Origin of the sequence: Veronia nyctiphanis, from assembly GCF_004116385.1 — a bacterium.
Taxonomy (GTDB): Bacteria; Pseudomonadota; Gammaproteobacteria; order Enterobacterales; family Vibrionaceae; genus Veronia; species Veronia nyctiphanis.
Genome location: NZ_PEIB01000032.1, coordinates 1 through 26,788 on the forward strand (window position 1 = coordinate 1; position 26,788 = coordinate 26,788).

Consider the following 26,788-nt stretch of genomic DNA (forward strand, 5'->3'; position numbering starts at 1 on the left):
CTTTGGTGGAGACTTTACCACCTTAAATGGTGTCCGGGTTCATTAAACCACTACAGTTGTTATACGCTTTCATAAACGATTGCCCCTACTTTCTGGGCGCAAACATCCATGAATAATTTTGTAAAACTTGAAAGCCAAGCTTCTTAGCTAGGGCTATCGACGCTTTGTTACTCTTATGACAGCTCCACCAAGGTACGCGACCTTCAGATAGCAGTTGATTTATGTAGTGGGAGCATATCAAACTAGCAAAGCCACTTTGGCGGGAGTCTTCCCGCGTCGCGACCGCTATTTCTACATTCTTATCGGTAGTATAAGACGACCAAGTACAGGCAACTATTTCGCCATTTCTTAGCAGACACAAACCACTACCGCCGGCCTCAATAAAGTCATCTGGCGAGTTCCAGAAAAGTCTGAAATCTGGGTCTATTTCGCCTTCGATACGTTTTGCTAACGACAAATCAATTCGCTTTAGCTCAAGTCCATCTCCAACAGGCTGCACAATTCTCGGAGACAATGGTGCGTACTGAAAGCTAAGTCGCTCTACCACACCAAATCCATAGTTTTCTGACATGAGACGCTGAAATTCCGGATCATCTGACATTAAAACTATTGCGCTATGTTCTTTAAATAGTTCTGCGACCTTATTCAGGTAAGAGCTCTCTACATTTCCACGAGAGACCAATACAGCCTCTACACCGCGACGGATAAAGAAAAACACTTCAGGTTGTTCTACATTATCGAGGAAAAAGACCACATCCTCAGCGGACTTAACTGATATTTCGATTAAGGTCTTCTCAAACGAAACCTTATCGATCTTATTTTCAAAGTGTGAAAAATCCACTTTAAACATATTTTTACCTCGTTGAACCTAGTCACTAACTCGTATATCTAATCCACTCGCAAATACCAAGAATCACGATATCGGCACTGCGTATAACAGTGTTATATACCCCAAAGTGTGCAATATAATTCCTGCTCTTTGTTCGATGTAATTCAAGGGTGAAATTTGCGACCCTCTATACGCCTTTAATTCCTCATGCCTCTAGGCAAGCGTGTTCCTGTTCGGGTGAAAGGGGTGGATGCGCCTGAGATTCGTGGGAAGTGTGAATCTGAAAAGCAGAAGGCGAGGTAGGCGAAGCAGTTTACGGTTGCGATGCTGCGGGGTGCGGAGGTGATCAGGCTGGTGAATATCGAGCGGGGCAAATACTTCCGGTTGCTGGCTGATGTTGAGATAGATGGTGAACGGCTGGCAGAAAAGCTGATTAAGGCCGGATTAGCTCGGCCTTATGATGGGAGTAAGCGGTTGGGGTGGTGTAAATGAAGTTAGATGACTATGATGCCTCTTTTAGCTCGGTATCACTAGAAATGTCGCCACCTAATAAAAGTGTTTCAAGCTTTTTATACATATTTGTATCTTTAAAAATTGCTTCTTCATAGCCACTTCTTAAAAACTCTTCGACTTCTTCTTGGTTCATCTTACCATTACCATACAAGCTATGTAGAGATATACCAAGAATAGTGCTTATATCATGACCACAACAGATGAATTGATTTTCTATTTCACAGCTTTCATCAACTTTACTCTTTAAATAGTCAATATCTAGTTTATTTGTATTTTTTGCATTTATTTGATTGACTAGATTTGCAAGATTTAAATTTAAACTTTTTTTATCTATAAATTTAGAATAATCTATTTTTTTTAATGAAATATCGTTCTGATCTCTTAATAACCCTAACCGGATCTTACCTAAATCTTTTGCTATTAAATATATATGCTTTCTTACTTCATCAGTATCTATTTTCCCTACTTTCTTTGGGATTTTGTTACTAGATCCTTTTTCTATAAGTAGTTTATCTAGAGAACTAGATTCAAAAAGAGATATCTCTAAATCTCTATAGTCAGTTTCAACTATATTGCATAAAGTATTTTTATTTCCTAACTCTTCTCTATAGTCTCTGTCGATGAAACCTACTACTACTGAATTAGTATCCTGTGTTTTTGGATTGTTGGAGATTACACTAACTACGTTCTCCCATCCATTACAAATTTGTATTTTAGGATCTCTAGGCAAATTTTTAGTCAGGAAGAACTTTGCATCACTACCACCTTCAACAAGAAGCCATGGATTTGGGTCATTAGAAAATTCTATTTCAGTAACTAATTCATAAGGTGGCATATAATCAAACATTTAAAATACCACCATCTAACGCAACAGCTAAATCTCTTCTCGGTCCAATAATCTGCGGTGAGTGAGTCGCAACAAGAAAGTTATGATTTCCGATCTCAGAAACTTTTAAAATATCATTTATGAATCTTCTTTGCCAGTCGACATGTAAAGATATCTCTGGTTCATCAATTAAAAAAAGCTGATGTTTATCAGTTTTAAATATAAGGTCATAAAATAAAATTATTTGATGTTGTTCACCTGAGGATAAATCATGTGGCTGTATTTCACGTGATGATTCTTTATCATTTTTATTTGTAGATAGCTCTATTGAGAAACCATCTTTTGAATTTAATTTTATACTTTTCTTTAGTATTTTAGATGATATTATACTCCGGAATGTCTCAATTTTTTTTAACAATCCATCGTAAACTTTCAGCTTTTCTTCAAGATCATTTAAGTAAAGATAAAGAACATGATTTTGGGTGTCGTTAATTTTTGTTATTTCGATCGGAAATAGCTCACTTTCTTCAATAAGACCAGCAACAGACAAATCCAGTATTTTATTTTGTATTTTTTCATATTTATTAAATATCTCATCATTAGTCAGATTTGAATAGTTTGAAGAGAGAAGTCGCTGTGGGAATGTTCTATCTTGTTTCCTTGATATATCAGCTGATATAGTGTGCGCATTTGAAATTTTATTTGCTATATCAATTGAGTATTCATCTATGATATAGATATTTCCTCCAAGGCCGAGGTCTTCATTTTTATCCCCAGTAATTTTCATATTACCATTAGCTAAAGCCCAGTTATGATTACTCATAAAACTAGATGTCTTAATTAACCTTTGAGTTTTTATTAAATGGCAGTTGATTTTGTTATTAAATTTTTCAACCCACTCTGGACGCCTTTTGTTTTTTACTATGTTTGGCTTTTTCTTTGCTATCATAGAAATATAGTATTCAATTTTCTTTTTTTTGTAATTATTTTATCCTCAAAGATGTCATATAAAACACCATTATCTCTTAACTCTAAAAAGGGGAACTCTTTAGTTAGTCGTTTGGGGCTAATATCAAAACCTAATAATCCATAACTATATTCTTTCCAGGAAGCAATTGCTTTTAACCCGTCAAGAGAGACGTACATTATACTATACTCATTCCCTTCTTCTTCTTCTTTTTCTTTATATATAGCAATATTTTCATCGTCAGAAAAAGTGAATATTATTGATTTGAATTCTGAATTTTTCCAAAATGAATCTTTAGGTTTAAAATAAGATTCAATAATTCTTAATACGGTTGTTTTCCCACAACCATTTGGTCCATGTATAAATGTTAATCCACCCTCTTTAAACTCTATTTCGTGGTCTAAAAAGCCAAATAGGCCATTGATCTTTACATTTTTAAGTGTGAGCATTACTTGCCTGCTAAATAAAATTATTTATTATTTGAAATTTTAATTGCATCAGAAAGTATATGTTTTTCTATACTTTGTCAAAACCAACCCTGCATCACACCACAACCCATTGACACAGTTCGCAATGTATCGCTAACCTAATGATGCATCGGCAAAATCCGGTGCCGGGATTAGGACCCCGTACAGAGACGTATGGCGCACAGACGCCAGCCTTTTCGTGCTGGTTTTTTTGTGTGTTACACTCGCGCACCTGCAGTTTATGGTGGGCTGAGTGAGGCCGCTTCGGCGGGCCGTTTCCATGCGTCGCGGTAGTCCTAACCTTGCTCAGTTCGCCACCCAGAGATTAGGACCCCTGAGTGGTGATTTACACAAAATCAGACGCAGGAGGTCACTATGACCACGGCAATTACCGTTCCTTTTAACGGTGCTGAGTTGTATGTAGTAGAGCACCAAAACCAGCCATATACCCCAATGAAAGCCATTGTCGAAGGCATGGGCTTAACATGGGAACCCCAACTAAGAAAGCTAAATGCCAACGCTGACAGATGGGGTATGATCAAAATGATCATACCTACCAACGGCGCCAGTCAGGATGCGGTCTGCATGCCATTACGTAAACTGTTTGGCTGGCTGCAAACCATCAGCCCCAACAAAGTGCGGAAAGAGATCCGCGAGCGGATATTGCGCTTTCAAAACGAGTGCGACGATGTGCTCTGGCAACACTGGACAGCCCAACAACCCGCCGAGCCGATACAGGCCAGCCCCGCACTTTCCGCCACCCCGCGCCCTGAGCAACAACTTCGCGATCGCATCTACCAGCTTGCGCATTTACGCGGCGTCAGCATTACCGCCATACACAACCACTACCGACGCAAGTTCAACAGCCCCTTATGGCCAGAGTGCGATACCGTCACCGTCGCGCTCACCAATAAAGCCATCAAAACTGAGCTGGAAAACCTCACCAGCGTGAAAAATGCCAGCGACCTGCACAGCGAGGCCGAGCAACGCGGGCTGGCGCTGATCAGCAAAGCAGAACTCACCGAGATACAGCACCAACTCAGTGAGCAACAGAGTGAACTGGTCACCCTGACCGACCAACTCGCTGCCTTAATGCGCAGGCATGAAAGTTTATGTGGGCAAATTCAAATGCTGTGAGTACTGACAAACAGCGTTTTGAAATTGAAAGCGCGGGTCAGCCGCAAACTGATTATTCGGCGGTGATGATGCGTCTTTAACGTACTAGTTTGAAAGTGTCGATGTTCGCACCTTCCGGCGGCGTTGGCTTACCCGGTGAGAGGCTATCTCCTAATAGTGCCTGCCCCTAAGCAGTTTCTCTCACCGGGTACCTTTATTACTCATCTCATGTCGCTTGGCAGCCACTTCTCTCTATAAAGCAATCACTTTGCTACTACCTCTGCGTTTTCTCCCTGTGTTCATTTTGCGGTTACTGCGTACACTTCTTGCTCCCTCACAAATTGGTTACAGCGTATTGCCTCAATATAAAAATACTGTATACATATACAGTACCTTTCATCAGTCAGGAGCAATAATGATTGATCTACACAGCCAGGCCATCGACTTCATCCGCGAAGCGATGGCGCAGAGAACTGCAGAGAACACGGCGGACGCAGAACAGGTCGCGGGGTTTTTAATCGGGCTTGTTGAAGGGATGGCCGACAGCGTATCAGCCCATTGGCCAGGGTAACCAGAGAGGGGGATCAAAACATGAGTTCAAGCTGACGCACATTGCGGGCGCCCAGCGTTTTCACCATCGCGGTGGCGAGCGTTTGGGCCGCCTTCGCTGAAGGGCTCAGGGTTTCAGAAAAATACACCGAAAGCACCATTTCATGCCCACACTCCGCGTTTTTACACCTGCAATACAAATCTGCACAGTTATTTGATAGCCGATTGGTTTTGGTGATCACCGCCCGCGAGCCACAGCCACAGGTAATACGCTGGCGCCAATTTTTACTGGCTCATCAAGGGTTAACCGGCTCGGCTTGGTGGCGTGTTTGTAACTTACACCACTGATAAAAGAGTGACCACACTCGGGGTCAGTGCAGGAGCACATTAATTCGGTGTCGGTACTGTTAGACAGAGCATTTACTCTATGTATAATCGAGGCTGCACCACATTGACACAGTATGCGCATGGTTATTAATCCGATTAATTAATGACCAGAAGAGTATACATTGTTGGAAGTGTTAAAGTACATTTGATGCTTTGTATATGGAATTATCAAGTGTCTACATAACTGTTGTTTTCAAATGGTTTCATAGATCTTGGTGGTGTTAACTTGGTTTAACTCTTATTTAGCGGTGGAGAATTTTGGCTAGAAAAAGTAGCGGTTTAAAAACTGCAATCAAGGTATATAAGGCGCTTGATAAAGCAAATAAAAAAGCAGTTCGTGAAGCTGACAGACGTGCAAAGGCAGCGGCAAGAGAAACAGCAAAGCTTCAGAGAGAACAAGCTCGCCACATGCGGGAACTAGAAAGAGCAAACGTTAAAGCTGAGAAACAACGTTTTAAAGATAATCTCGAAGATGCTAAATCCGAGTATGAAGAACGTTGCGATGAGCGAGCTGAGTTAAGAAAATATTACATACGAGAGGCTTTAAAGTAATAAAATGGACCAAGATATATTATTCATTCTCATTGGCTCAGTGTTGGCAATCTTTTTTACTTATCTTATTACAAATCAGAGAGCTAATAAAAAAATAGATAAGTTTAAATCGATTTCTGAGGCAATTCAGGTCTTAGATAAAGATTTGGAGTCAATAAAAATAGAAAAAGAAGAAAATTACAAAAAGCTAGTAGGTGTAAAGAAAGAATACGCAGACTTAATTGAGTTGAAATCACGAGAGAAAGAACTAGCACAATCGGTTTCTAAGAAAGAGAAGGAATCACACGATCTCTCTACTGAGCTTACAATTTGGCCCAAGAAATTGAAACTATGAAAAGCTCAGTAGACAATCTCATGTCTAAATTAGACTTATACTCTCGCGTTGATGAGTACAGCTCTTGTGGTCTGTTTGAAACACCTGATTATCTCTATGAAACCTCAGAACGGTTCGCTGAAGAGATAAAAGAGATCAGAAATGAACAGAAAGAAATGATTAAGCAAAAAAGTGCGATCAGTTACCCTGACTATACCGTCATTTCCTCGAACAAGGCCTACAACAAAAAAATACTCGATGGCCAAGTGAAGCTCATGCTGACTGCTTTCAATATTGAATGTGATTTTCTCATTTCAAAAGTAGGTCCCAGCAGTTTTCCACGAACACTGGAAAGGATTGAGAAACTGGCAAACACACTAGAGAAATCTGCAGCAACTTTTGAGTGTGGATTCGACATAGATTATGTCGAGTTAAAGTTTCAGGAGTGTAGGCTTCAGTATCAGTACACATTAAAAAGACAGGAAGAAATTGCAGAGCAGAAGCTTATCAAGGAGCAGATAAGGGAAGAACAAAGAGCAATCAGGGAATATGAAAAAGCCATAGCAGAAGCGGAAAAAGAAGAGAAAGTTTATCGTTCATTGCTTGAAAAAGCTCGTAAAGAGCTTATTCAAGCTGATGAGAATGAGCGAATCATTGCCGAGCAGAGAATAGCCGAACTTGAAAAGCAATTATTAGCTGCGGAGGCAAAGGAGCAAAGAGCGAAAAGCATGGCTGAGCAAACTAGAAAAGGGCATGTTTACGTAATAAGTAACGTTGGATCTTTCGGCGAAGACATATACAAGATAGGCCTTACGAGACGACTTGAACCTCTGGACCGAGTTAAAGAGTTGGGCGATGCCAGTGTACCTTTTCCTTTTGATGTTCATGCAATGGTGTATACAGAGGATGCTCCAGCTCTTGAAACGGCTCTTCACAGAGAGTTTGGTACTCGAAGGTTAATGCTGTTAACCTTCGAAAAGAGTTTTTTAAAGTAGATTTGGACGAAATTCGCGAAGCAGTTACCAAACTGGCTGGCATCGATGCAGACTTCAAAATGACAGCAATCGCTAAAGATTATCATGAGAGCAAGAGGCTAAGGGAGTCAATTCCGGCTTAGCCTAGTTTGTTGATAAACGACCCGGTATCTCCGGGTCGCTATTCACCTCATCCAAAATCAACTCACACACAGGTAAAATCTCATCTCGGGCATATTCTCGCCCTACCTTTTCCGGGTCGCCAAAGCTGGCGGTTCCCTGCGGTATCATCCCGCCTTTTCCCGGCGGAAAGCGGTGCGACACCAGCACATCCTGCGCGGTGATGTTCTTTATCCGTTCAAACTCGTCTTTGGTGGCAATGTCGCCCACCGGAATTAACTGAATCCCTTTCTCACTGCCGTTTGGAATGTTCACAAACATGCTGCGAAAATTGCCGATGCCCTTTGAGCTGGCAATGGCCTCTTTCATCATGGTTTCATCGCCGGGGCTCAGGTTGGGGTCGGTGGCGTAAAAGATAAAGCCATATGGGCGCCATTTTTGTAATAGCGGCGGCGAAACAGGGTGGCATCTTTATTCAGCAGCGAGCTCTGCAGGCCGCCAAGGTAGTCGGGCAGGCCATACACCTGCTGGCGCGGGTCGTATTGCGGCAGGTATATTACGTCTTCTTTGCGGTAGGGGCGCTTTTGGTTTTCGCGCTCCAGCAACCAAAAGTCGCCGTTGGCCCGTTTGCGTAAATACATGGCGGGCAGGTGGCACAGCCCGGTCACGTTGCCAAAGACGTTACGCAGTTTCAGCAGTTTCAGCAGTGCGCCGTGGCCAAACTGAAAATAATCACGGCAGAATTTGCGTTCGGCCAACCCGACAAGCCGTTTATCCGCACCGTGCTGCCACTGGGCAACGCCCTGCCCGCTATCAAAGAAGGGGAAAGCCGCTACCAGCAACGCTCCGGCGTGTATCACCATGTTGATCAGGACGGCAATTTTCACAGCGTCACCGATAAGCTGGCCGCGCTGCAATGCAAGGTCAGACAGGTGCAAGCCAGTGCGGAACAGGAATACAAAATCCCGAAAACGTGGGTCGGGTCAGAGGGTGAAAACGTACTGAAGTTATTAAGCGAACTTATGCAAGTGGTAACCGACCTTTCCAACTCTTGCGCCAGCCACTCGCACCCATATTCGTGGGGCGACCCCGCAGGGGCAGGCACAACAGGTGCCCCCGGACAGGCCGAAGCTTCAATGGACACGGCGGTGACAGCAGCGCCCTAAAAGGTAGGCTCGACCCGATAACGAGATGAAATTTAAGCGTAACTCTTCACGATATATGCAAAGTGCAACATAAAATAGCTAGTTTTTAGACCTATTAACGCGCTAGTTTATGGAGCTGTAGCAACGTATATTTGCCTTCCTAATTTAGAAAACTCTTTAGGTGAGAGGTTTTCGTTTGAATGCTCAGTTGTATAAAAGAACAGAAAATCCATGTTGTCTTTGTTTATCCCAAGTTTTGATAAACTCTCTGAAGAGTGGTAGCTTGCAATACCTTTGACGATGCCATTGTGGGAGCTGGTCAAGCAGTCTTTCAGTGAAAAGGTAAAGTTGAATACATTTGAGAATTTATGCTGCAGAGAGCCTTGTACCTGGCAATCGACAAGATACTCATCGCTGAATTTACCAGATGAATTTAAAGTGAAAGTATCTTGAAACGAAGTGACCTCGCCCTGCCTTAACAATGTCCATTTCTTATTTAGACTCTGTAAGTCGCCATTGTTCTCAAATCCTTTTAGCAACTTCAAGTTGAGCGACTCTATTCGGCCATCATTGGCAGTACCAGTCATCATATTTTCTGACACTTGTTTAAAGCGATATTTGATTTTTTTATTTTGATATTTCAAATCAAAATTGACACTGTCTTTGCGCCTCGACAACTGACTATTCAAATCTGCTATATGAGCAATGTTTTCAGAAAAAACTACTCCTAGCGGAATCGCTTTACCTGAAGCATCTAAATTGACTGCAATCCACCCGCCATCAACTGCGAAAGAACTATGTGATGTACTATTGCTAGAACATGCCGATAGGAAAATTGTTGACAGTATAAGTATTGAACTGTTCTTCATCATATTTCACCAATTACACTTTAGCTTTGCGCAGTCTATAGATTGGTTGTGATATGGAGAATCTTTGCTGCGATTAATTAGAATGGGTTCACTAAACAAGAGCTGACGTCTTTTGAGTTTTGTCTAGTTGGCTGACTCAGTCCGGTTTTCAATCTCATACCTCTCTAGACACAACCAGACTTTATTAAAACGGAAAATAGTTAGTAACAAAATCCGCGCTCCCCCTCGCCCACCTGCGACGTTTTCGATCTCGAAATTTTGAAAAAAATAGAAGTTTTTACGATCCGTGGAATAGACACATTCTGCCTTGCAGGCCAGTAAATTACGGGCTTTCGGTTATTTCAGTCAGAAAACAGAATGATCTGTTGATCATGCGTCAATTCAGTGGAGTTGATGCAGACCCAAGAAAAACGGGGTTTCCAGACACTTTAGGTGTTCGCTTGGAATTTCAAAATTGAAAAAGTGCAGTGTGATGTTGCCATCGGATACCAACTTTTAGCGCGAATGAGTAAAATTTTTTCATCGCCACTTCATCGCCACTTTTTCAAAATGTGAATTTTGATATCTCTATCAACTACACTGACTTGTCCATAAAATTGGATGATTTATAAATGGTGACTTATGCGTTGTTAAAAACAAAAAAGCCCCTTAAAACGGGGCTTTGAGAGGTACTATCCAGTTATTCGACGGTCACGCCGTAGTATCTCTGGACACACTTGGCGTAGTCGCCTTTTTTAAGGGTTGTGTGCGGTGTCTGGTAATTGCTGATCACCTTACAGGCAAAGCTCTTACCGCCCGGGTTGTCTTTGTTGTAGCTCCAGTCGTTTTCCCAGTAGAGGCCGAAGCTGGCGCTGTCTGCATTGAAGGCTTTCATGCCTGCACAGCCCAATTGCTCGTCTGCCGGGATGGGCACGCCGAGCGCTTCAGCATGGCCGCGGTAGTACTTGATGCGGTTGACCGACTGCGGCTTTTCGGTGTCTTGGGTACATTCGATACCGCCGTTGATGATCATGGTGGTGACCCCAAAGCCCGGTACACGTTTCTCTGCAATGTCTGCCGCAGATGGCTGCCATGTGCCGTCAATCACATGCAGCATTGAAGGTTTCGGCGGTTGCGGATAAACGAAGAAGAAGACGGCGGATGCTAGGTTCAGCCAGCTCTCTGCTACGCGGTCCGGGTCGTTCAGCAGCACAGTTACATCGTTAAAGATGAAATCTGAGAACGGTCCGTAGTTGTAGTGGTAAGAAAGCTGCTTGGCACCACGGCCAAAGTACTTCACATATTGACCATTGCTGTCGGTGCCACATGGCCACTCTTCTGTCTGCCAGTTACTCGCTGCACATTCGCTGTTGTAGCCGCAAGAGTTGGAGTCTGCGCTACAGCCTGATTCACGCACGAAGTAGAGGCCCTGTTGCCATTCTGGGTTTGGCGAGAATGGGTTGTGCGCGCCGGTTTCTTGCGTAAAGTGCGCGAACATCACGGCGAGTGATTTGGCACAAATATCGTCAGATTTCGCGGCTCTGTCATCGGTGTAGGTGGCACAGAAGCCTTTGAACTTGGCAACCGCTTTGAGGAAGTTGTCATAGGTATAGGCGGCATTGCGCTCTGGGAAGAGGTTATCCCACTTGGTTGGCGAGATCAGTTTCTCGACACGCTGGACGTTGTCTGGGTTGGCGGCTGAACCGGGTGAGACAGCTTCAACCACGGCATTGTCGCGTGTGGCGATAGACGCGAGAGCGGCTCGGAACTCTGGTGAATCAGTCAATGCCGCTTCGCGTTTATCAAGGAACGCTTTACTCATGATGTAGCTGCCGTCTGGGTTTTGGCCTATGATGCCATTGCCCGGGTCTGGCGTTGGGTCTGGATCGGGGTCCGGGTCTTTCGGGGTTTCGGCCTTACCCAGATACTTCCATACGCCTGTTGGCTCAGCACTGTCAGGCGCTTCGTTCTGCGTCCACCATTGTGCTTCATAGACATTGCCGACATGGCTGACTTTTTCACCTGCTGTATAGACGTTACCGTTTTTGTATGCAGGCCATTGCCCGGGATATGTGTCGCCCGGTGGATTTGGATCGGGATCCGGGTCAGGATCTGGGTCTGGGTCCGGATCAGGGTCGGGATTCGTGCCATCAGCAGGGCCTATTAATTTCCATGGACCCCATGGGTTGTCTTTGTCTGGTATTTCACCCTGTGTCCACCATCTGGCTTCGTAGATGTGTCCTTCATGAATGACCGTTTGGCCACCGGAATATACCGATTCTTCATTGTATTGCGGGTAGCTTGCCAGCACACTGGCGGAAAACAGCAGTCCGGGCAGCAGCAGGCTTTTCATCAGCGTACTGCGTCTAAAACGTGGTTGTTTCATCCTTTTATCCCTACATTTCATTAACTTGGAGGTTGGTCTGTTCAGACAGTAACCAGTGGTTATGATGAGATCTGTCTCGAAGTGTCAGCTTTCGAGTGGTTGCATATTTTTTGAACAGTGCGACGAAGTAGTCTCAGGAAATGTGTGATGTAAGGAATTGATAGCGAAATTGTTAATGTATTGTTCTTGATAAAAAGGGCCATACGAGATGGCCCTTGTGCGTTATTTTGGCAGTGAAATAGTCGGTCACGACTGAATCAGCCACCAGATCAAACCTGTCGAGGTTCATGACTTTCGCCCAAGCGGCGATGAAATCGTCAGTGAACCTCTTTTTGCCATCATTCGAAGCATAGACTTCGGCAAGGGCGCGTAACTGCGAGTTAGAGCCGAAGACCAGGTCGAACCGGGTACCTGTCCATTTTACTTCTCCGCTGTTGCGGTCGCGGCCTTCGAACGTCATGTCGCCCTCATGCGCGTGCCACTCGACGCCCATGTCGAGCAGGGTGATAAAGAAGTCATTAGTCAGGGTTTCCGGTTTATTGGTGAACACACCGTGGCAATCGCCGCCTGCATTGGTGTTCAGTACTCTCAGACCGCCGACCAGCGCCGTCATTTCAGGTGCTGTCAGCGTGAGTAACTGTGCGCGGTCAATCAGAAGATCTTCAGGACTTACGGTGTATTTGGTTTTCTGGAAGTTACGGAAGCCGTCAGCATAAGGCTCAAGAACGTTGAATGATTCGATATCAGTCTCTTCTTGCGTGGCGTCCATACGGCCAAGGGTGACGGTACTGACAGATCTGTGCCTGCCGCGCGCGCAGCGTTTTCAATCCCGACACTGCCCGCGATAACAATGGTATCAGCCAGAGAGACCCGCTTGTCGGTCGTTTGTGCGTCGTTGAATTTGCTCTGTATATCCACAAGCACATCCAGCACTTTCGCCAATTGGTCAGGTTTGTTTACTTCCCAATTCTTCTGAGGCGAAAGTGCGATTCGCGCGCCGTTGGCGCCACCGCGCATGTCTGACCCTCTGAACGTAGAGGCCGATGCCCATGCGGTTGAGACCAATTCGGACACACTGAGCCCGCTCTCCGCGATGCTGTTTTTCAGTGTGGCGAGGTCGTTTTCATCGATCAGGCTATGGTTTTGCTCGGGGATAGGGTCTTGCCACAACATGGTTTCTGCTGGCACTTCTTGGCCGATGTAACAGCTTTTAGGCCCCATGTCTCTGTGCGTCAGTTTGTACCAAGCGCGGGCAAAGGCGTCGGCGAATTGCTCTGGGTGTTGCAGGAAGCGGCGAGAGATTTTCTCGTATTCGGGGTCAAATCGAAGCGAGAGGTCTGTGGTCAGCATCATCGGGAAATGTTTACTGCCTGCGTCGAAGGCATCGGGGATCACGGCCTCTGCATCTTTTGCTACCCATTGGTGTGCGCCTGCGGGGCTTTTCGACAGCTCCCACTCGTAACCAAACAGGTTTTCAAAAAAGTAGTTAGTCCATTGTGTTGGGGCTTGCGTCCAAGTGACTTCTAAACCACTTGTGATGCTGTCGCCCGCTTTGCCGGACTTATAACTGCTTTTCCATCCAAACCCTTGCGTTTCAATGGGGGATGCCTCTGGCTCAGGGCCGACATTGCCTGCATCGCCTGCACCGTGGGTTTTACCAAAAGTATGACCGCCTGCGATCAGGCGACGGTTTCTTCATCGTCCATTGCCATGCGAGCAAAGGTTTCGCGAATGTCTTTGGCGGCGGCGATAGGGTCGGGGTTACCGTTTGGCCCCTCTGGGTTCACGTAGATAAGCCCCATTTGAACCGCTGCCAGTGGGTTTTCGAGGTCTCGGTCGTCGGTGTAGCGATTATCATCGAGCCATTCTTTTTCATTGCCCCAGTAGATGTCTTCTTCTGGTGACCAGATATCTTCTCGACCGCCGGAGAAACCAAAAGTTTTGAGACCCATCGACTCTAGCGCAACGTTACCGGCAAGGATCATAAGGTCAGCCCATGAAATGCTCTGACCGTATTTTTGTTTGACTGGCCACAGCAAGCGACGGGCTTTGTCGAGGTTGCCATTGTCAGGCCAGCTGTTAACCGGCGAAAAGCGCTGATTACCTGTACCAGCGCCACCGCGGCCGTCTGAGGTACGGTATGTGCCTGCGCTGTGCCAAGCCATGCGCACGAAAAGTGGGCCGTAGTGACCGAAGTCTGCTGGCCACCACGCTTGTGAATCTGTCATCACAGCGTGCAAATCTTGTTTTGCCGCTTTTAAATCGAGGTTTTTGAACGCTTCACGATAGTTGAAGTCGCCATCCAACGGGTTTGATTCTGATGTGTGTTGGTGCAGGATGTCGATACGAAGTTGGTTGGGCCACCAGTCACGGTTGGTTTTACCGCCACCGGCTGTATGGTGAAATGGGCACTTGCTATTGCTATCCATATTCCTCTCCTGTTCCATTCTGTGTGGCTTTATTCAGGTATAGTGATTGGTTGAAATTCGTACAACGTGGTTTTGCTTACCGCTGCAATTGGCAAAACCTTTTATGGCTGAGAAAGCTTACGGGAACAGAGAGTTGCATGTTGTTGTATCGTTGAGGCAAGGGGTTATTTCATGTGTTGATGATAAAAACCAAACCCCATAGGGCAGGTTTGGCCTTGAAACACATCTCGCGAATTGGGGGGCGTTTATTTCGCTATCACTCCTGCAACGGTTTGTATCGGATCTCGGTTTCCTGCCGATTCAATCCATACTGCAATGGCGTCTGGCTCGGCTGACATCGCTTGAGGCAGGTTATGTTGCCATTTTTGTTTGCCAGAGTATGTCGCGAAGTCAACGACAACGAAGTCATGGTCGAGCTTTCTTCCGGTATTTTCACCACGAGTGACTTTGGTCGTTTCATCCATCGCGAGTAAGGCAATGTTGACGGAATATTCTTCAGGCTGGTCATAGTTCACGGTCACCTGATTATTCTCAAGTGTTGCTTTCAGCTCACCAGCCTTTGATCCTGAAAGAAAAGGGATAGGGTGTCGGGCAAAGAAACCGCGCCATTCCTGATTATTGATAAACCAGCCCGGCGTATAAACGCCTTTCGCCTGACGCTTGGCAACTTTAATGCGTTGCCTGTCTGAAAATTCGCGCTTTGAGAACCTGTCTTTCCAGCCGATGTAATTCCAGTAATCAACATGAAACGCGAGAGGAATGACTTTGGTCCAGAGTTCCTCTCTCTCTTTCAATGTATTGAGCTTCTTCTCTGCAGATGGGCAACTGCTGCACCCCTCAGATGTGAATAACTCGACAATCGTGGCGGGTGCTTGGTTATTCACCCAGGTTTGAGCGCTGACAGGCAGGCTGAGTAACAGCGTCGCGCTAATCGATGCACAAAATTCCCTGATGTTCATAGCTGACTCCTTATAACGGACTTTGAACTAGACCATTTCGGCAGCAGATTCTTTCACTCGCTGTTTTAGTTAGCGAAAACTGAGCAAGGAAACAAAACGGATAAAACCACTATATTTTCAGAAATTGATGATTTAGCTCGAAAAAATAGAGCGGATACTCACCGGTTCAAATCTATCGATTAGAATCAAATCATACATACTGGCTACTTTTCTGATGAACGCGTTGTTTTACACACTTTTAACTCAGAAAACATGAAAGAAAGGGGAGAGAATTTTGCTATTACTAAAATTATTACTGTCGATTCCCGTCGCTTATGGCCTCGCTTATCCGTTTATCAGCGATGGCCCGGCAGGGGGGACTATGGCAGAGCTCAGTGTGTTTGGGCCCGTTGGCTCAGTTTGTGTGGCGCTTGGCTTTCTTGCTTTGGTCTATTTGTATTGTCGCGATCTTTATCATTTGATGCTGCTGGTCCACCCTGAGTCACGAAAGGTAAAGCCAACCAGTGTATGGTTGATGTTTCTTATCCCCTATAACTTTATCGAAGATTTCTTCATCATGAAGAATGTCGCTGATGCGTTAGACAGTGAACGTGAGCGGCGACCGTCTCTGACTGTGCTGAAAACTAATGGACTCTGGCTAGGTTACGGCTGGTGTACCGCACAAATTTTGTCGCTGCTGCCGTTTGCCATTGGTTCGGTTGCCGGGCTGGTGGCAATTGTTCTTTGGGTGATGCATTGGCGGGTGGTACGCAGCGCGTTGCCGTTATTGAAGGAACGTCCATTAAACGTGGCGACTGAGTCGTCGTGATTGGCTTCTAACTACACCTCTTTTCAGGGCGCTTTATTGCGCCCTGTTTATTTTTCCTACTTTCTACACCTACTTTGTTGTTATTCATGTTTGCATTACATAAAGCGTTTATGCCTTACTTTGTTGATGTATGAACAATCAACCATGAGTATTTACATGTCTGAAATAACCCACTCAGCGAGTGACGAGTTTGTAGTTGTTGTCACCACCTATGCGGATGATGATTCCGGGCAAGCCATGATCAAAACCTTGCTGGAAGAAAAGCTGGCGGCATGCGTACAGGTGTATCCGGTACAGAGCTTTTATCACTGGGAGGGCGAAATTCAGAGTGACGATGAAAAGCTGGTGATGATAAAGACCCGCCGGGAGCTATTCGACGCGCTCTCTGAACGCATCAAAATGCTCCACCCCTATGACGTTCCTGAAATCATTATGCTGCCCATTACTGCGGGCTCAACTGACTATCTCAGTTGGATTCGGGAGACGTGCAGAGCGAGTGCTTCCTGAACGCCTCTTTTCCCCTAGGCATTTTTGTCATAAAAACGGGGGGTATCGCGTCTTGGCAGATGGATAAGGTTAAGGCCATATTGCTGTGCGGTTTTGATTGCAAGAGTAGTGGGTGTGCCTAGGGTGACTAAACTACTTACACCCGCTGTAATGGCTTTTTGAACCAACTCGATACTGCATCGACTGGTCACCAGAAGGGTAGCATCACTTGAAAGCAGGTTTGCTTTCATTGCTGCCCCAATCACTTTGTCCAACGCGTTATGACGGCCAATGTCTTCGCGTGATAGCTTTATATCCCCCTTGCTGTCGAGGATTAATGCGCCGTGAATAGCCCCACTGACATTGCCTAGCTTCTGCCAGTCTCTCAATGTGCATCGCGCATGACAAAGCTGGGCTTCACTCAAAGGTTCGGCTGGTTTGAGAGGCTGAAGATCTGGAAAGGCTTTTTGCAAAGACTCGATACCGCAGATGCCGCAGCCTGTTGAGCCTGCAAGTTGACGCTTTGACTCACTCAGTCTTGCTTGCGCACGGTTTGCCAGCGAGAGGTCGGCAAGGAGTGCATCGTTGCTTCGAGTCAGCTGAATATCATGGACCTCGTTACTGTCTTTAATGATGTGAGATGTGAGCGAAAACCCCACGACAAAGTCATCGACGTCTTGCGGGGTCACCATCATGACGGCATGGTTCACGCCGTTGTAGCTAATAGCCAGCGGCACTTCGCACGGCACAATAACCTGCGGGTTGATGTGCTGTTGTTCCGTTGAGTAACTGACGTTACTGTGCGCGGGCAACGGGTTGTCCGGATCTATGGCGTCCTGTTCAGTATTCGAAACCGTGTTTAGCTTTTTTTCCTGTGTTGTACGGCCCATAACTCTCCTTGCTGCTATAAAGCGATTTATATCGCTCTCCCTGCTTTCATCCTAGTTAGGTATTGAGAAAAAAAACAAGGAGACGCGATGGCAAGTTACTCCGGGTCTGACTTTTGAAGCGCATTACCGCTTAAAGGAGCGCCATCACCGGAGTTAATCAAAGATTTGGAGGTTGGTTTAAAAGGAAAATATGCAGTGTGTTTTATACTAGCGAGAAACCATTTTACTGATCTGTTTCGCCCGTTCTTCGTCAGACAATTCTGAAGGCGGCGGCACCAATATGCCTTTTTGACAGGCGGGTCGTTCGGCCAGTAATGCCACCCAGCGTTGAAGGTTTTCTAGGCCGTCAATACTGATACCGCTCCACTCATGGATTCTTACCCAAGGCCAGGTCGCGATATCGGCAATGCTGTATTCATCGCCTGCCAGATAGGTATTGTCGGCAAGCTGGGTATCCATGACTTCAAACAGTCGTCTTCCTTCATGTTGATAGCGGTCAATGGCAGCAGGAATTTTCTTTGGAAAATAGCGGTAAAACACATTGGCCTGACCCATCATAGGACCGACACCGCCCATCTGGAACATCAGCCACTGGATGGCTCTAGAGCGCGCTTTGGCGTCAGAAGGCAACAGCTTGCCCGTTTTTTCCGCGAGGTACAGCAGTATTGCACCAGACTCAAATACCGCAAAGTCATCGTTACTTTTGTCGACGATGGCTGGAATACGTCCGTTGGGGTTAATAGCAAGAAAGTCAGGCTGTTTTTGCTCGTTATCGGTCAGGCTGAGCGCATGGACGGTGTAGTCGAGCCCCAGTTCTTCAAGCGCTATGGAGACTTTGTGACCATTAGGTGTGGCGGCAGTGTATAGCTCAATCATATTTTTGCCTTCAGCAGAGAGGAGACGGCTTAACGGTTTTCGAACTTCACCGAGTGTCGAAAAGCGTACTTGGGTGTTGAGAGTATAACGACCGGTAATGAAAGCAAAGCAATCAGCGAAAGGGTGATGACCCTAACGCCGTTGAAAGGCAGGATTTTGTGACAGCTTCTGATGCCACGCAAGCAGTGACGGGTAGCTATTGTCATCAATGGAAACATCGACATAGGGGAGAAAGTTCACCAGAACAAACGCGGTAATGTCAGCGATGCTCAGGTTTTCTCCTGCGACATGGGGATGCATTGAGAGTTGTCTTTCGAGCTTGGGCAAAAACTGAGTTAGCCTGAGCTTTGCTTCGTGCCCCCACTCCTCAATGCAATTCTCTCTGTCTTTGTAAATTTGGGCTACGTTTCTGAAGGCATCGAAAGCATTGCGCAATCCGTTCAGTTCCACTATCCGCTGCCACATTTCCACTTTCGCCTGCTCGATAGGCGAGATGCCAAACAGGTTCGGCTTTTGGTCTGGATATAAGGCTTCGAAGTAACGACAGATAGCCACGGATTCACTGATCGTCGTACCGTCATCCAGTTCTAGAGCGGGTATTAAACCGGTAACACTGATGGCTTTGAAGGCGTCAGTGAGGTTTTCACCTCCACGAATATCGATATCGATTTCATCGATTTCTATGCCTTTCAGTTTGAGATAAATAGCTACCCTGCTAGCGCTGGGTGTGCCTGCTCGCTGATATATTTTCATCATACCTCATATTAGAATGAACGTTCTGGCTATTATTTAAACATAGTTTTATCGGTAGTCAATTTCACCGATATTTGTTTTTTAAACAACTGTTCAAAAAATGTGTTTCAGAAAAGAGATTATTCGAAAATGGGAAAAGTGAAGAGGATAGATAAAGACGAAAAACTGCAAATGGCGATAAATTTGTTTAGACGTAAAGGGTTTGCTCAAACAACCATGGCTGATTTAGTCAATGAACTGAGCATGAATCGGTTTAGCCTTTACGACGCATTTACAGATAAAGAGTCATTGTACAAAGAGTCTTTGGATTACTACCTGAAGAATGTTGTTCTCAAGGATTTAGAGCCCCTGAGGTCGAAGGAAGCAGGGACAATCGAAATTGTTAAGTATTTCTCCGGGTTTGTGTCGATGCTCCATCGCGACCCGCACGGTTGTTTGCTACAGAATGCGTTGGCAGAACGTGCGATGTCTGACTCAGACATTCACCGGATGTGCGACAACGCGCTGGACTCGATGGCATCTGCTGTCTGCAATGCACTGGTGAACGATATTCAACGCGGCTCTATCAGTAAAGACACTGATGTTGACGCATTAGCAGCGCTGGTGATCACGCAATTATATGGCATGAGAGTGGTTTCTAAGGTCAGAAACATGGAGATTGTTGAACGAAGTATGAGGATTATTGAGAGCGTGTTTAATGGGTTGCGGTTGGCCAACTCGGCGGTGTAGCAGACGCCTATACCTTTTAGGATATAGGCGCCAGTGGCGCTGTGTAAACATGCGATAGCTTAAAGGTCATCTCGGCGGATTATCAGGTTTGGATCCGGGCAGTTTTCAAGAACGACTTCTGCCTGATTTGAATAAGTCACACCTGGGTAGTCATCTTTCCATTCACCAAGATCTTGAATGATCTGGAAGTGGAGGTGAGGTGCCCATCCGCCATTTTCACTTTTATCACCCACCCACCCAAACAGTTCACCTTTAACCAGCGTTTGCCCCACATTAATTTTGTTCAAGGTATCAGCGGCGAGATGTCCGTAAAGCGTGAAGAACGTTAGGCCTTTTTCTTGGTGGCGAAGAATCACCGTTGGCCCGTAATCCCCTTGATGCTGGTGGTCAGCAAGACTGAAAACGGTCGCATCAACTGGTGTTGTTAGCGGTGTACCGGGCATCACGCCTAAATCAAGACCGATGTGCAAATCGCGATCAGGTGTTCCTTCGAACTGTTCTGTGTTTTCGTAGATTGGACGTTGCTCGTTGTAACGTCCAATGGACATTGTCGCGCCGATCGCACGCATTTGATTGAGTACCCATTCATCGGGATTTCCATCACCGACGGCTTGCCACATTGGTCTAGTGCGTGAGAGGTCAACAATCAACGCTTGGCCAAATTGGATCTCAGGCGGCAAAACCGTTGATACATCAAGGCTGCTTAACAACGATTCAAAGTGTGTTGGCATTCGTTTTTCCTTTTCTGGTCAGCGTTATCGCCGCGAACAGCCCCGCCGATGCTACCCAAAGAGGCAAATAGAGCGTGATATTTATCATCATCGCTGTCAGGTATCCGCTTAATGTCCACGCCAGCCCAATAGCTGCGCTGGCCAAAGCCATTGCCCAGCCCTGATCGTCTCTCGCTGCTGCCTCTGACAGCTGTATGAGATAAAAAGGATACAAGACCGCAACGGCAATGATTGTGGGCACGAGTACTAGCATATGAAGCCAATATTCATTACACAATGTCATGATCAACATTCCAGCACCAGCGACAACTAATGCCACTCTTATGCATGTCGTTAGCGGCCAATGTGTCATTAGCGCTGTCGGAAGCAGTAGAAGAGAGCCGATCATGATGATACCAATGGCTGACATCAATCCTTGATAGTAACTACTTTCAATGGAGTAGTTGAAAACTTCAGGAAGAATAAAAGCCGTGCTCTGGAAATAAAGGCTCCAACAAAACTGACACAGGAATACCAGCCCGAGCGAGCTAAAAAATCCTTTTTGACTCCGCTTGAGCGGTGCGAGTAAGGAAATTGGGTTTTCCTTTACCTCAGCCTTGGTTGATACATGGGTGTATTGCAGCATGATCAGATTGATGAGTGATAAACCGAGGCACGCATAGAAGGGCGCTGAAACACCGAATTCTGCACTCAATTTGCTGCCCAGCGCCGGGCCAAAAGACATGGCGGCCGTCATGACCACACCCACGAGGCTCATCAGTTTGACGCGTTTTGGTCCCTCAGAGATTTTGGACAGCTCAGCTTGCGCAATAGGCTGACTCGCAGAGCCAAGACTGTTGATCATGTTTCCGGCAAACAGAAGTACAATAGAGCCTGCTGCAATGGCCAACACAGGCATGGCGAAACCAATGGCGGCGATAACAAGGCAAAGTGACATCATAAATTTGCGTGAAATACTGTCAGATAATCGCGCAAGAAACGGTGTAAACAGCATGGAAATGAATGGTGCGAAAGACATGACCAAGCCGTAAAGCTGGCGTCTCTCCTCAATACTCATGCTGTTGTCAGTCATTCCTCTTGAGTGACTCAAAAAGAGCCCAACGTAGGAGGGAATAGTAATAAAGAAACCCGCTGAGCCCAAAAATACAACAGAAAATAAAACGAAAAGGCTAAAGGCCTCAGAGGATTCTCTCTGAGGTAGGACCTGACTTACAGACATAATGACGTTCCTCTTATTATGGAGGTATTTTAAATTATCAATAAGCACCAAGCTAGTTAAAATAATTACTAAGCAATGTAAATGAAGGGTTATTGATTATAAATTTATATTTAACCAGTTAATTAAATGATTGTTTGTTGTTTTATACTGATTACAAAGCTTTTTTTGTTCTAAGCATGGTGTCAGTGTTGCGTAAATATTATTGCTTGGTCGGCGAGTTAATTTTGCTGTGTATTAAAAATATAGGCATAAGGTATGAAACTATGGACGTATTCTTTTTAGGCCTTTGGAGATTTGCGAAATCAATATCAGCGACTCATCGTTATTAATTAGATCAAACTAAATTAAAAGATGTTTATGATATAACGGCCTTTGAGACACTTAACTTATAATCTAAATGATAGCATCGTTGTTTTTTAATTTACTGTGGCTGGCATGTCGGACTATCTAACACCTTTACTTTTTTCAGCGATAACTATGTTGCTTACCGTTTCGCTGTTAAGCATAAAGACAATCAGGGTTATTCCATCCTCATATTACAGCTTGTGGAACCTGGCTTTTAACCTCTGTATTCTGGCTTATGTGTTCAGAATGCTATTTGATGGTAATTCGCCGTACCTTGCGCATATGTTTAATGGACTAGAATACTTCACTCCGGTGTTGTTTCTAATTTGTTTGAGGCTTCATTTTGAAGATGGGTTTGTCCTCACTTATGTCGAGAAAGGCACCTTAGTATTCACCGCGCTATTTTACATTGCGTTTATGGCTCAGGGGCCATCAACAGGTGAAGAGACGGAGGGAGGGGTCCGTTACTACTTGATTAGCACTCAGTTTATGGTTGATGTGATGTGTGTGATATTCGCTTACTGGACCATGTTTCGGAATTGGTCGGATGATTTACTGCAATATCGCCGCTTGGCTCGAACATTCATTTTGTGTGTGACGGGTCCGGTTATTATCATTTCCATCGTTCTCTATGTATATGCCATCAATAGCTCCCCTGCTGGCGTCATATATTGGTCTCTGCTGACCAATGCCATCATCTCCATTGCTATCATCATTCATTGTTTATTCATCATTGTTGTTTATTTCGACCTCAAGCCGGAGTTCATCAAAAGTGCTTCACCTGATGCCATGCCGGAGAAAACCAAGGCTTTTGCAGAAGAATATGAGGCCGACTTGCGTTGCCTGAAAACAGAGATGGAAGAAAATAACCTATACCACGATATGGAGTTATCGCTGACCAAGCTGGCAGAGGAAGTTAACATTCCCACTTACCGACTCAGGAAAGCGATCAACCAAGGACTGGGTTTTCGAAACTTTAACGCATACCTCAACCAGTACCGGATCGCTGAAGCTAAGTCTCGGTTAATTGATAAAGAGGCCAACGATACCATCCTCAAGATTTCCATAGAAGTCGGCTATAAGAACCTGTCGACGTTTAACAAGGCCTTTAAAGAGATATGTGGTGTTACCCCGAGTGAATTCAGAAAAAAAGAAAATATTACCTAATTTATTTGAGTTTAATACTCTGATTTAAAAATGAATTATCTATTTTTGTATTTTTTCATTATCTCATTGTGACGTTTTCATAGGATGGTTTTGCAAACCTGACCAACACTTACCGACATTCAATTAATGCCGCAGTTGTTTAAAGGAGACTCAGCTGTCGGAATGCAAAGGAGTATGTCGAGTGACTTACCAAGAAACGTTATTGTTCGCGATACCCGTATTTGTTTTGTTGGTCGGGTTAGAATTTTTTGTCGGTCTTTACAAAAGAAAAAACGTATACAGCAACATCCCGGATGCGATTAGCTCAATGAGCTCCGGCATATCGAACATCACCTTCGCGAGTCTGGGTGTTATCTTCGTTTTTGTACCTTACGAGGCCATGTATCAGCATCTCATCATTGTCGATATTTCAGATAACCCTGTGCTGGCGTGGTTAGCGGTTGTATTGATTGCTGATTTCATAGGGTATTGGGGCCATAGACTGGGACATGAAAATAACCTTTTTTGGCGCTTCCACATTATTCACCACTCAAGCGAAGAGTTTAATTTAGCGTGTGCGCTCCGTCAGAACATCAACACCTTTGTTGAGATAACTGGATTATTCTTTTTCCCCGCGGCGATGTTGGGCGTACCGCCCGAAATGCTGGTTGTGATGTTGGCCGTTCATACTTTCTACCAATACTGGTATCACACCCAATTAGTCGGTGATTTAGGGTGGCTCGAATATGTACTGGTGACGCCGCAGCAGCACAGTATTCATCATGCGATGAACAAGGAATACCAGAACAAAAACTACGGAAAATGGTTCAGTATCTTCGATCAGCTCTTTGGGACTTTCCAACTCAAAGTGAAGGGTGTCGAGCCTGTCTATGGTGTCACTCAGCCAGTAAAAACCTGGAATCCAGTCACGATAAACTTTGTTCCTCTATGGGAAATTACCCGTGATTTGTTATTCACAAGAAAAATACGCGATAAGTTTGGCGTGCTTCTCAAGGGAACTAACTGGCGACCTGAGGATGTAAGTACGCGGTTCCCAATCAATAAGCTGGATGATGTGTCAAAGCTTGAGAAATTTGCGCCAAAAATTTCCACCCCTTTATTGGTGTGGTCAATGATGGAGCTTATTTTATCCCTTGTTTTAGTGTTTGGCTTATTTTTCCAATTACCACAGTTGTCTGCATTCCAGACCTTGATGTTCGGTGTGTTTATCATTTTTGATGTCGCCGTCTACACCATTGTGATGGAGGGGAAAGGCGCTCGACTTTTACCTTTACTGCGATTTAGTGCCTTTCTTATTTTGACCCAATATATCGGAGTGACAGTCTTTAACAACGATGCATTAGCATTTGTTGATACGCTGCTTGCTGGCATTTATCTGGCAGGTCTATGGGTAGGATGGAGCTGGAACCGCTCGGTCAATGCGCTGGCTCCCACTGCCTCATAACGTAAGTTATTTCTAGCGATGATTTGCTGTCCTCAGGGGCAGCTTTTTTTATGTTGTGCTTGCGTAAACTCCCCATTTACCTCTTTTCTGTCGCCAGTGACTCAAGGGACAATTATCGCCTCTGAATTTATTCACACTGTGTTTGGAAATATTAAAAAGCCTACCACTTTTTCTGTTGAAATTATCCAATATACAAATTCATTAATCATGTTTTTTCTATCTTAACTTACTGTTTTTAATTTGATTAAACGTTTTCATTGGTTGTCGCAAACCATTCCATAGGAAGATTGTCGATTAAGCCTTCAATATGATTGCATGTTTAATTAATGGACGAGCAAGCATGACATTTCAGGATAGTTTATTCTTCGCTGTACCTGCCTTTGTACTTCTGATAGCCATTGAGTACGGCGCGTCGCTGTATATGAAAAAAAATGTTTATCCGAGCTTTGAAGATGTTGTAAGTTCCTTGAGTTCTGGCCTCGCAAACATAACGTTTGCTGCAATCGGTTTTATTTTTGTCCTCGCTCCCTACAACTGGTTTGTAGAGAATTACGCAATATTTCACGTGCCGGCAGACTCATGGATAGCATGGGTGGTTGTCATCCTTTGCAAAGACTTTTCAGCATATTGGTTTCATCGATGGACGCATCGCGTTAATAGTCTTTGGCAGCTTCATTTAATCCACCACTCCAGTGAGGAATATAACCTTCCCGTTGCGCTCAGACAGTCGACGAATGGCTTTGTTAATTACGCGAGCGTCGCTCTCATCCCTGCTGCACTCATTGGGATCCCGTTTGAAATGGTCGCCATCATTGGCTTTGTACACTTGTTTTATCAGTACTGGTACCACACGCGACTTATCGGCGATTTAGGGTGGTTGGAGTACATCATCGTGACGCCACAGCAGCACAGCATTCACCATTCAATGAATAAAGAGTATATCGATACGAATTTTGGTGCGTGGTTCAGTATCTGGGACCAGATGTTTGGCACCTTCCAATTGAAAATCCCCGGTGTAGAGCAAGTGTATGGCATCACTCATCCGGTAAAAACGTGGAATCCAATCAAAATTGATTACATGTTGTGGGCGAAAATGCTCCGTGACACTCTTCATACGAAAAAATGGTCTGACAAACTAAAAATCTGGTATGCACCAACCAACTGGCGCCCTGAAGATGTGAAAGAGAAGTTTCCGTCTGAGCGTGTCGGTGATGTTTATCGCTTAGAAAAGTACCAGCCGAAAACATCGCGAGCGCTCAAAGTGTGGTCATTTCTAGAGCTAAATGCTGCGACATTATTGATCATGCTTTATTTCTTGGCTTTACCACAACTGTCGGTATTTCATTCTTATCTCTTCGGTGGCTTCGCGTTGTTTAATGTCTGGACGTACACCACCGTGATGGAAGGACAAAAACAAGCACTGCTGCCAGTCGCGAGACTTGTCCTGTTTACATGCATGATCACGTTCGCCAATACTCCCATTACTCATTTTGAGTGGCTCTGGTTCATCGATTTCGTTTTCGTAAGTTTTTATGCCGTGGGCATTCTTTCTGCGTGGCTTTTCAGCTTCCCTGAAGAGGCGTCAGACGAAAAACAAACCGAGTCAGTGACCACATCTTAAAAGTTTCTGCCACTCTCCCGTTTCGTCGGCAATTCCTGTTGTGGAGTGTGGCAGCTTTTTATTCCTCATTCGGAAAAACACGTATCAGACTATCTGATTGATTGGTTTCATTTTCTTTTAAACCTTTGACATTCTCGCTGGGCGGTTTGTCATGGTGTCCTGACTACTATCAGTAGGGCAAAAAGTAAAGCCAGAGCCATTGTATAAAAGTTTCTGCCACTCTCCCGTTTCGTCGGTCATTTCTATAGAGGAGGGTGGTAGTTTTTTATTCCGACAAAGAGGATTTCAGCACGATTAATGATAATTATCGAAGCGGTACTGTATTGGCTGGCGCTGCCT

The 26,788-nt window shown here is 45.0% G+C and carries 26 protein-coding genes and 4 pseudogenes; 13 read left to right on the forward strand and 17 right to left on the reverse strand.

Going from position 1 to position 26,788, the window contains the following annotated elements; all coding sequences use genetic code 11:
• Positions 1-85: 85 nt before the first annotated feature.
• Positions 86-850: a GNAT family N-acetyltransferase gene (locus CS022_RS19385; RefSeq protein ID WP_129123620.1), complete on the reverse strand. Its 765-nt coding sequence runs from the start codon at positions 848-850 to the stop codon at positions 86-88.
• A gap of 294 nt (positions 851-1,144) precedes the next feature.
• Between CS022_RS19385 and CS022_RS25515 the strand changes: the two are divergent.
• A pseudogene (locus CS022_RS25515) lies at positions 1,145-1,321 on the forward strand (thermonuclease family protein); the annotation flags it as partial.
• 10 nt (positions 1,322-1,331) lie between these two features.
• Here CS022_RS25515 and CS022_RS19395 read toward each other — a convergent pair.
• Genes CS022_RS19395 through CS022_RS19405 form a run of 3 tightly spaced genes read right to left on the reverse strand, consistent with a single transcriptional unit; the run spans position 1,332 to position 3,584 of the window.
• Positions 1,332-2,189 (reverse strand): DUF4435 domain-containing protein, encoded by an 858-nt coding sequence (locus CS022_RS19395; protein WP_129123621.1) that lies wholly within the window; start codon positions 2,187-2,189, stop codon positions 1,332-1,334.
• The gene (locus CS022_RS19400; protein WP_129123622.1) at positions 2,182-3,117 is read right to left on the reverse strand and encodes an AAA family ATPase; all 936 of its coding nucleotides are present in this window, start codon (positions 3,115-3,117) and stop codon (positions 2,182-2,184) included. Before CS022_RS19400 ends, CS022_RS19395 begins: the two co-directional genes overlap by 8 nt.
• Positions 3,114-3,584, reverse strand: coding sequence for an AAA family ATPase (locus CS022_RS19405; protein ID WP_129123623.1), 471 nt, complete (start codon positions 3,582-3,584; stop codon positions 3,114-3,116). The genes CS022_RS19400 and CS022_RS19405 overlap by 4 nt, the downstream gene beginning before the upstream one ends.
• Positions 3,585-3,977: 393 nt before the next feature.
• On the opposite strand from CS022_RS19405, the gene CS022_RS19410 reads away from it, so the two are divergent.
• Positions 3,978-4,739 (forward strand): phage antirepressor N-terminal domain-containing protein, encoded by a 762-nt coding sequence (locus CS022_RS19410; protein WP_129123624.1) that lies wholly within the window; start codon positions 3,978-3,980, stop codon positions 4,737-4,739.
• A gap of 394 nt (positions 4,740-5,133) precedes the next feature.
• Positions 5,134-5,289 carry a hypothetical protein gene (locus tag CS022_RS24945; protein ID WP_161569677.1) on the forward strand — a complete coding sequence of 52 codons (156 nt, stop codon included), beginning with the start codon at positions 5,134-5,136 and terminating at the stop codon, positions 5,287-5,289.
• Positions 5,290-5,302: 13 nt separating this feature from the next.
• Here the strand turns inward: CS022_RS24945 and CS022_RS27450 are convergent, their stop codons facing one another.
• The 3 genes and pseudogenes from CS022_RS27450 to CS022_RS26730 form a co-directional block, all read right to left on the reverse strand.
• Complete coding sequence (locus CS022_RS27450) at positions 5,303-5,428, reverse strand: hypothetical protein (RefSeq protein WP_268967916.1); 126 nt, start codon at positions 5,426-5,428, stop codon at positions 5,303-5,305.
• Between the two features lie 27 nt (positions 5,429-5,455).
• Positions 5,456-5,509 (reverse strand): annotated as a pseudogene (locus CS022_RS26725) (ogr/Delta-like zinc finger family protein); the annotation flags it as partial.
• Positions 5,506-5,736 carry an ogr/Delta-like zinc finger family protein gene (locus tag CS022_RS26730; RefSeq protein WP_129123626.1) on the reverse strand — a complete coding sequence of 77 codons (231 nt, stop codon included), beginning with the start codon at positions 5,734-5,736 and terminating at the stop codon, positions 5,506-5,508. The gene CS022_RS26730 and the pseudogene CS022_RS26725, both read right to left, overlap by 4 nt.
• A gap of 176 nt (positions 5,737-5,912) precedes the next feature.
• On the opposite strand from CS022_RS26730, the gene CS022_RS19425 reads away from it, so the two are divergent.
• From CS022_RS19425 to CS022_RS19430, 3 genes are read left to right on the forward strand one after another with little or no spacing between them, the layout of a single operon-like run.
• Positions 5,913-6,206 (forward strand): hypothetical protein, encoded by a 294-nt coding sequence (locus tag CS022_RS19425; RefSeq protein WP_129123627.1) that lies wholly within the window; start codon positions 5,913-5,915, stop codon positions 6,204-6,206.
• Between the two features lie 4 nt (positions 6,207-6,210).
• On the forward strand, positions 6,211-6,540 hold the full coding sequence (locus tag CS022_RS26735) for a hypothetical protein (protein ID WP_235869777.1): 330 nt from the start codon (positions 6,211-6,213) through the stop codon (positions 6,538-6,540).
• Positions 6,541-6,560: 20 nt separating this feature from the next.
• A complete protein-coding gene (locus tag CS022_RS19430) occupies positions 6,561-7,514 on the forward strand; it encodes a DUF4041 domain-containing protein (RefSeq protein WP_235869779.1) in 954 nt (317 codons plus the stop codon).
• Between the two features lie 123 nt (positions 7,515-7,637).
• On the opposite strand, the pseudogene CS022_RS19435 reads toward CS022_RS19430, so the two are convergent.
• A pseudogene (locus CS022_RS19435) lies at positions 7,638-8,353 on the reverse strand (phage portal protein); the annotation flags it as partial.
• A gap of 192 nt (positions 8,354-8,545) precedes the next feature.
• On the opposite strand from CS022_RS19435, the gene CS022_RS24950 reads away from it, so the two are divergent.
• Positions 8,546-8,779 carry a hypothetical protein gene (locus CS022_RS24950; RefSeq protein WP_161569678.1) on the forward strand — a complete coding sequence of 78 codons (234 nt, stop codon included), beginning with the start codon at positions 8,546-8,548 and terminating at the stop codon, positions 8,777-8,779.
• Between the two features lie 107 nt (positions 8,780-8,886).
• On the opposite strand, the gene CS022_RS19445 is transcribed toward CS022_RS24950, so the two are convergent.
• The 4 genes and pseudogenes from CS022_RS19445 to CS022_RS19460 all read right to left on the reverse strand — a co-directional run bounded on the left by CS022_RS19445 (position 8,887) and on the right by CS022_RS19460 (position 15,380).
• The gene (locus CS022_RS19445; protein WP_129123629.1) at positions 8,887-9,630 is read right to left on the reverse strand and encodes a hypothetical protein; all 744 of its coding nucleotides are present in this window, start codon (positions 9,628-9,630) and stop codon (positions 8,887-8,889) included.
• 676 nt (positions 9,631-10,306) lie between these two features.
• On the reverse strand, positions 10,307-11,992 hold the full coding sequence (locus tag CS022_RS19450; protein ID WP_161569679.1) for a glycoside hydrolase family 19 protein: 1,686 nt from the start codon (positions 11,990-11,992) through the stop codon (positions 10,307-10,309).
• A gap of 262 nt (positions 11,993-12,254) precedes the next feature.
• A pseudogene (gene katG / locus CS022_RS19455) lies at positions 12,255-14,421 on the reverse strand (catalase/peroxidase HPI); the annotation flags it as partial.
• A 245-nt stretch (positions 14,422-14,666) separates the two neighbouring features.
• Positions 14,667-15,380 carry a DUF1223 domain-containing protein gene (locus tag CS022_RS19460; RefSeq protein ID WP_129123631.1) on the reverse strand — a complete coding sequence of 238 codons (714 nt, stop codon included), beginning with the start codon at positions 15,378-15,380 and terminating at the stop codon, positions 14,667-14,669.
• Positions 15,381-15,654: 274 nt separating this feature from the next.
• Between CS022_RS19460 and CS022_RS19465 the strand changes: the two genes are divergently transcribed.
• Together CS022_RS19465 and cutA are read left to right on the forward strand one after the other, a co-directional pair.
• The gene (locus CS022_RS19465) at positions 15,655-16,188 is read left to right on the forward strand and encodes a hypothetical protein (RefSeq protein WP_129123632.1); all 534 of its coding nucleotides are present in this window, start codon (positions 15,655-15,657) and stop codon (positions 16,186-16,188) included.
• A gap of 156 nt (positions 16,189-16,344) precedes the next feature.
• Positions 16,345-16,695: a divalent-cation tolerance protein CutA gene (cutA, locus tag CS022_RS19470; RefSeq protein ID WP_129123633.1), complete on the forward strand. Its 351-nt coding sequence runs from the start codon at positions 16,345-16,347 to the stop codon at positions 16,693-16,695.
• 14 nt (positions 16,696-16,709) lie between these two features.
• On the opposite strand, the gene fdhD is transcribed toward cutA, so the two are convergent.
• The 3 genes from fdhD to CS022_RS19485 all read right to left on the reverse strand — a co-directional run bounded on the left by fdhD (position 16,710) and on the right by CS022_RS19485 (position 19,193).
• Positions 16,710-17,564, reverse strand: coding sequence for a formate dehydrogenase accessory sulfurtransferase FdhD (fdhD, locus tag CS022_RS19475; RefSeq protein ID WP_129123634.1), 855 nt, complete (start codon positions 17,562-17,564; stop codon positions 16,710-16,712).
• Positions 17,565-17,771: 207 nt separating this feature from the next.
• Positions 17,772-18,440, reverse strand: coding sequence for a glutathione S-transferase family protein (locus CS022_RS19480; RefSeq protein WP_129123635.1), 669 nt, complete (start codon positions 18,438-18,440; stop codon positions 17,772-17,774).
• A gap of 132 nt (positions 18,441-18,572) precedes the next feature.
• Positions 18,573-19,193 (reverse strand): glutathione S-transferase family protein, encoded by a 621-nt coding sequence (locus tag CS022_RS19485; protein ID WP_129123636.1) that lies wholly within the window; start codon positions 19,191-19,193, stop codon positions 18,573-18,575.
• Between the two features lie 129 nt (positions 19,194-19,322).
• Between CS022_RS19485 and CS022_RS19490 the strand changes: the two genes are divergently transcribed.
• Positions 19,323-19,922 (forward strand): TetR/AcrR family transcriptional regulator, encoded by a 600-nt coding sequence (locus tag CS022_RS19490; protein ID WP_129123637.1) that lies wholly within the window; start codon positions 19,323-19,325, stop codon positions 19,920-19,922.
• A 59-nt stretch (positions 19,923-19,981) separates the two neighbouring features.
• Here the strand turns inward: CS022_RS19490 and CS022_RS19495 are convergent, their stop codons facing one another.
• Positions 19,982-20,653 (reverse strand): peptidoglycan DD-metalloendopeptidase family protein, encoded by a 672-nt coding sequence (locus tag CS022_RS19495; protein ID WP_129123638.1) that lies wholly within the window; start codon positions 20,651-20,653, stop codon positions 19,982-19,984.
• Complete coding sequence (locus CS022_RS19500) at positions 20,637-21,872, reverse strand: MFS transporter (RefSeq protein WP_129123639.1); 1,236 nt, start codon at positions 21,870-21,872, stop codon at positions 20,637-20,639. The genes CS022_RS19495 and CS022_RS19500 overlap by 17 nt, the downstream gene beginning before the upstream one ends.
• 591 nt (positions 21,873-22,463) lie before the next feature.
• Here CS022_RS19500 and CS022_RS19505 point away from each other — a divergent pair.
• The 3 genes from CS022_RS19505 (at position 22,464) to CS022_RS19515 (ending at position 26,449) form a co-directional block, all read left to right on the forward strand.
• Positions 22,464-23,384 (forward strand): helix-turn-helix domain-containing protein, encoded by a 921-nt coding sequence (locus CS022_RS19505; RefSeq protein ID WP_161569680.1) that lies wholly within the window; start codon positions 22,464-22,466, stop codon positions 23,382-23,384.
• Between the two features lie 181 nt (positions 23,385-23,565).
• On the forward strand, positions 23,566-24,828 hold the full coding sequence (locus CS022_RS19510; RefSeq protein WP_129123641.1) for a sterol desaturase family protein: 1,263 nt from the start codon (positions 23,566-23,568) through the stop codon (positions 24,826-24,828).
• A gap of 340 nt (positions 24,829-25,168) precedes the next feature.
• On the forward strand, positions 25,169-26,449 hold the full coding sequence (locus tag CS022_RS19515; RefSeq protein WP_161569681.1) for a sterol desaturase family protein: 1,281 nt from the start codon (positions 25,169-25,171) through the stop codon (positions 26,447-26,449).
• Positions 26,450-26,788 lie beyond the last annotated feature (339 nt).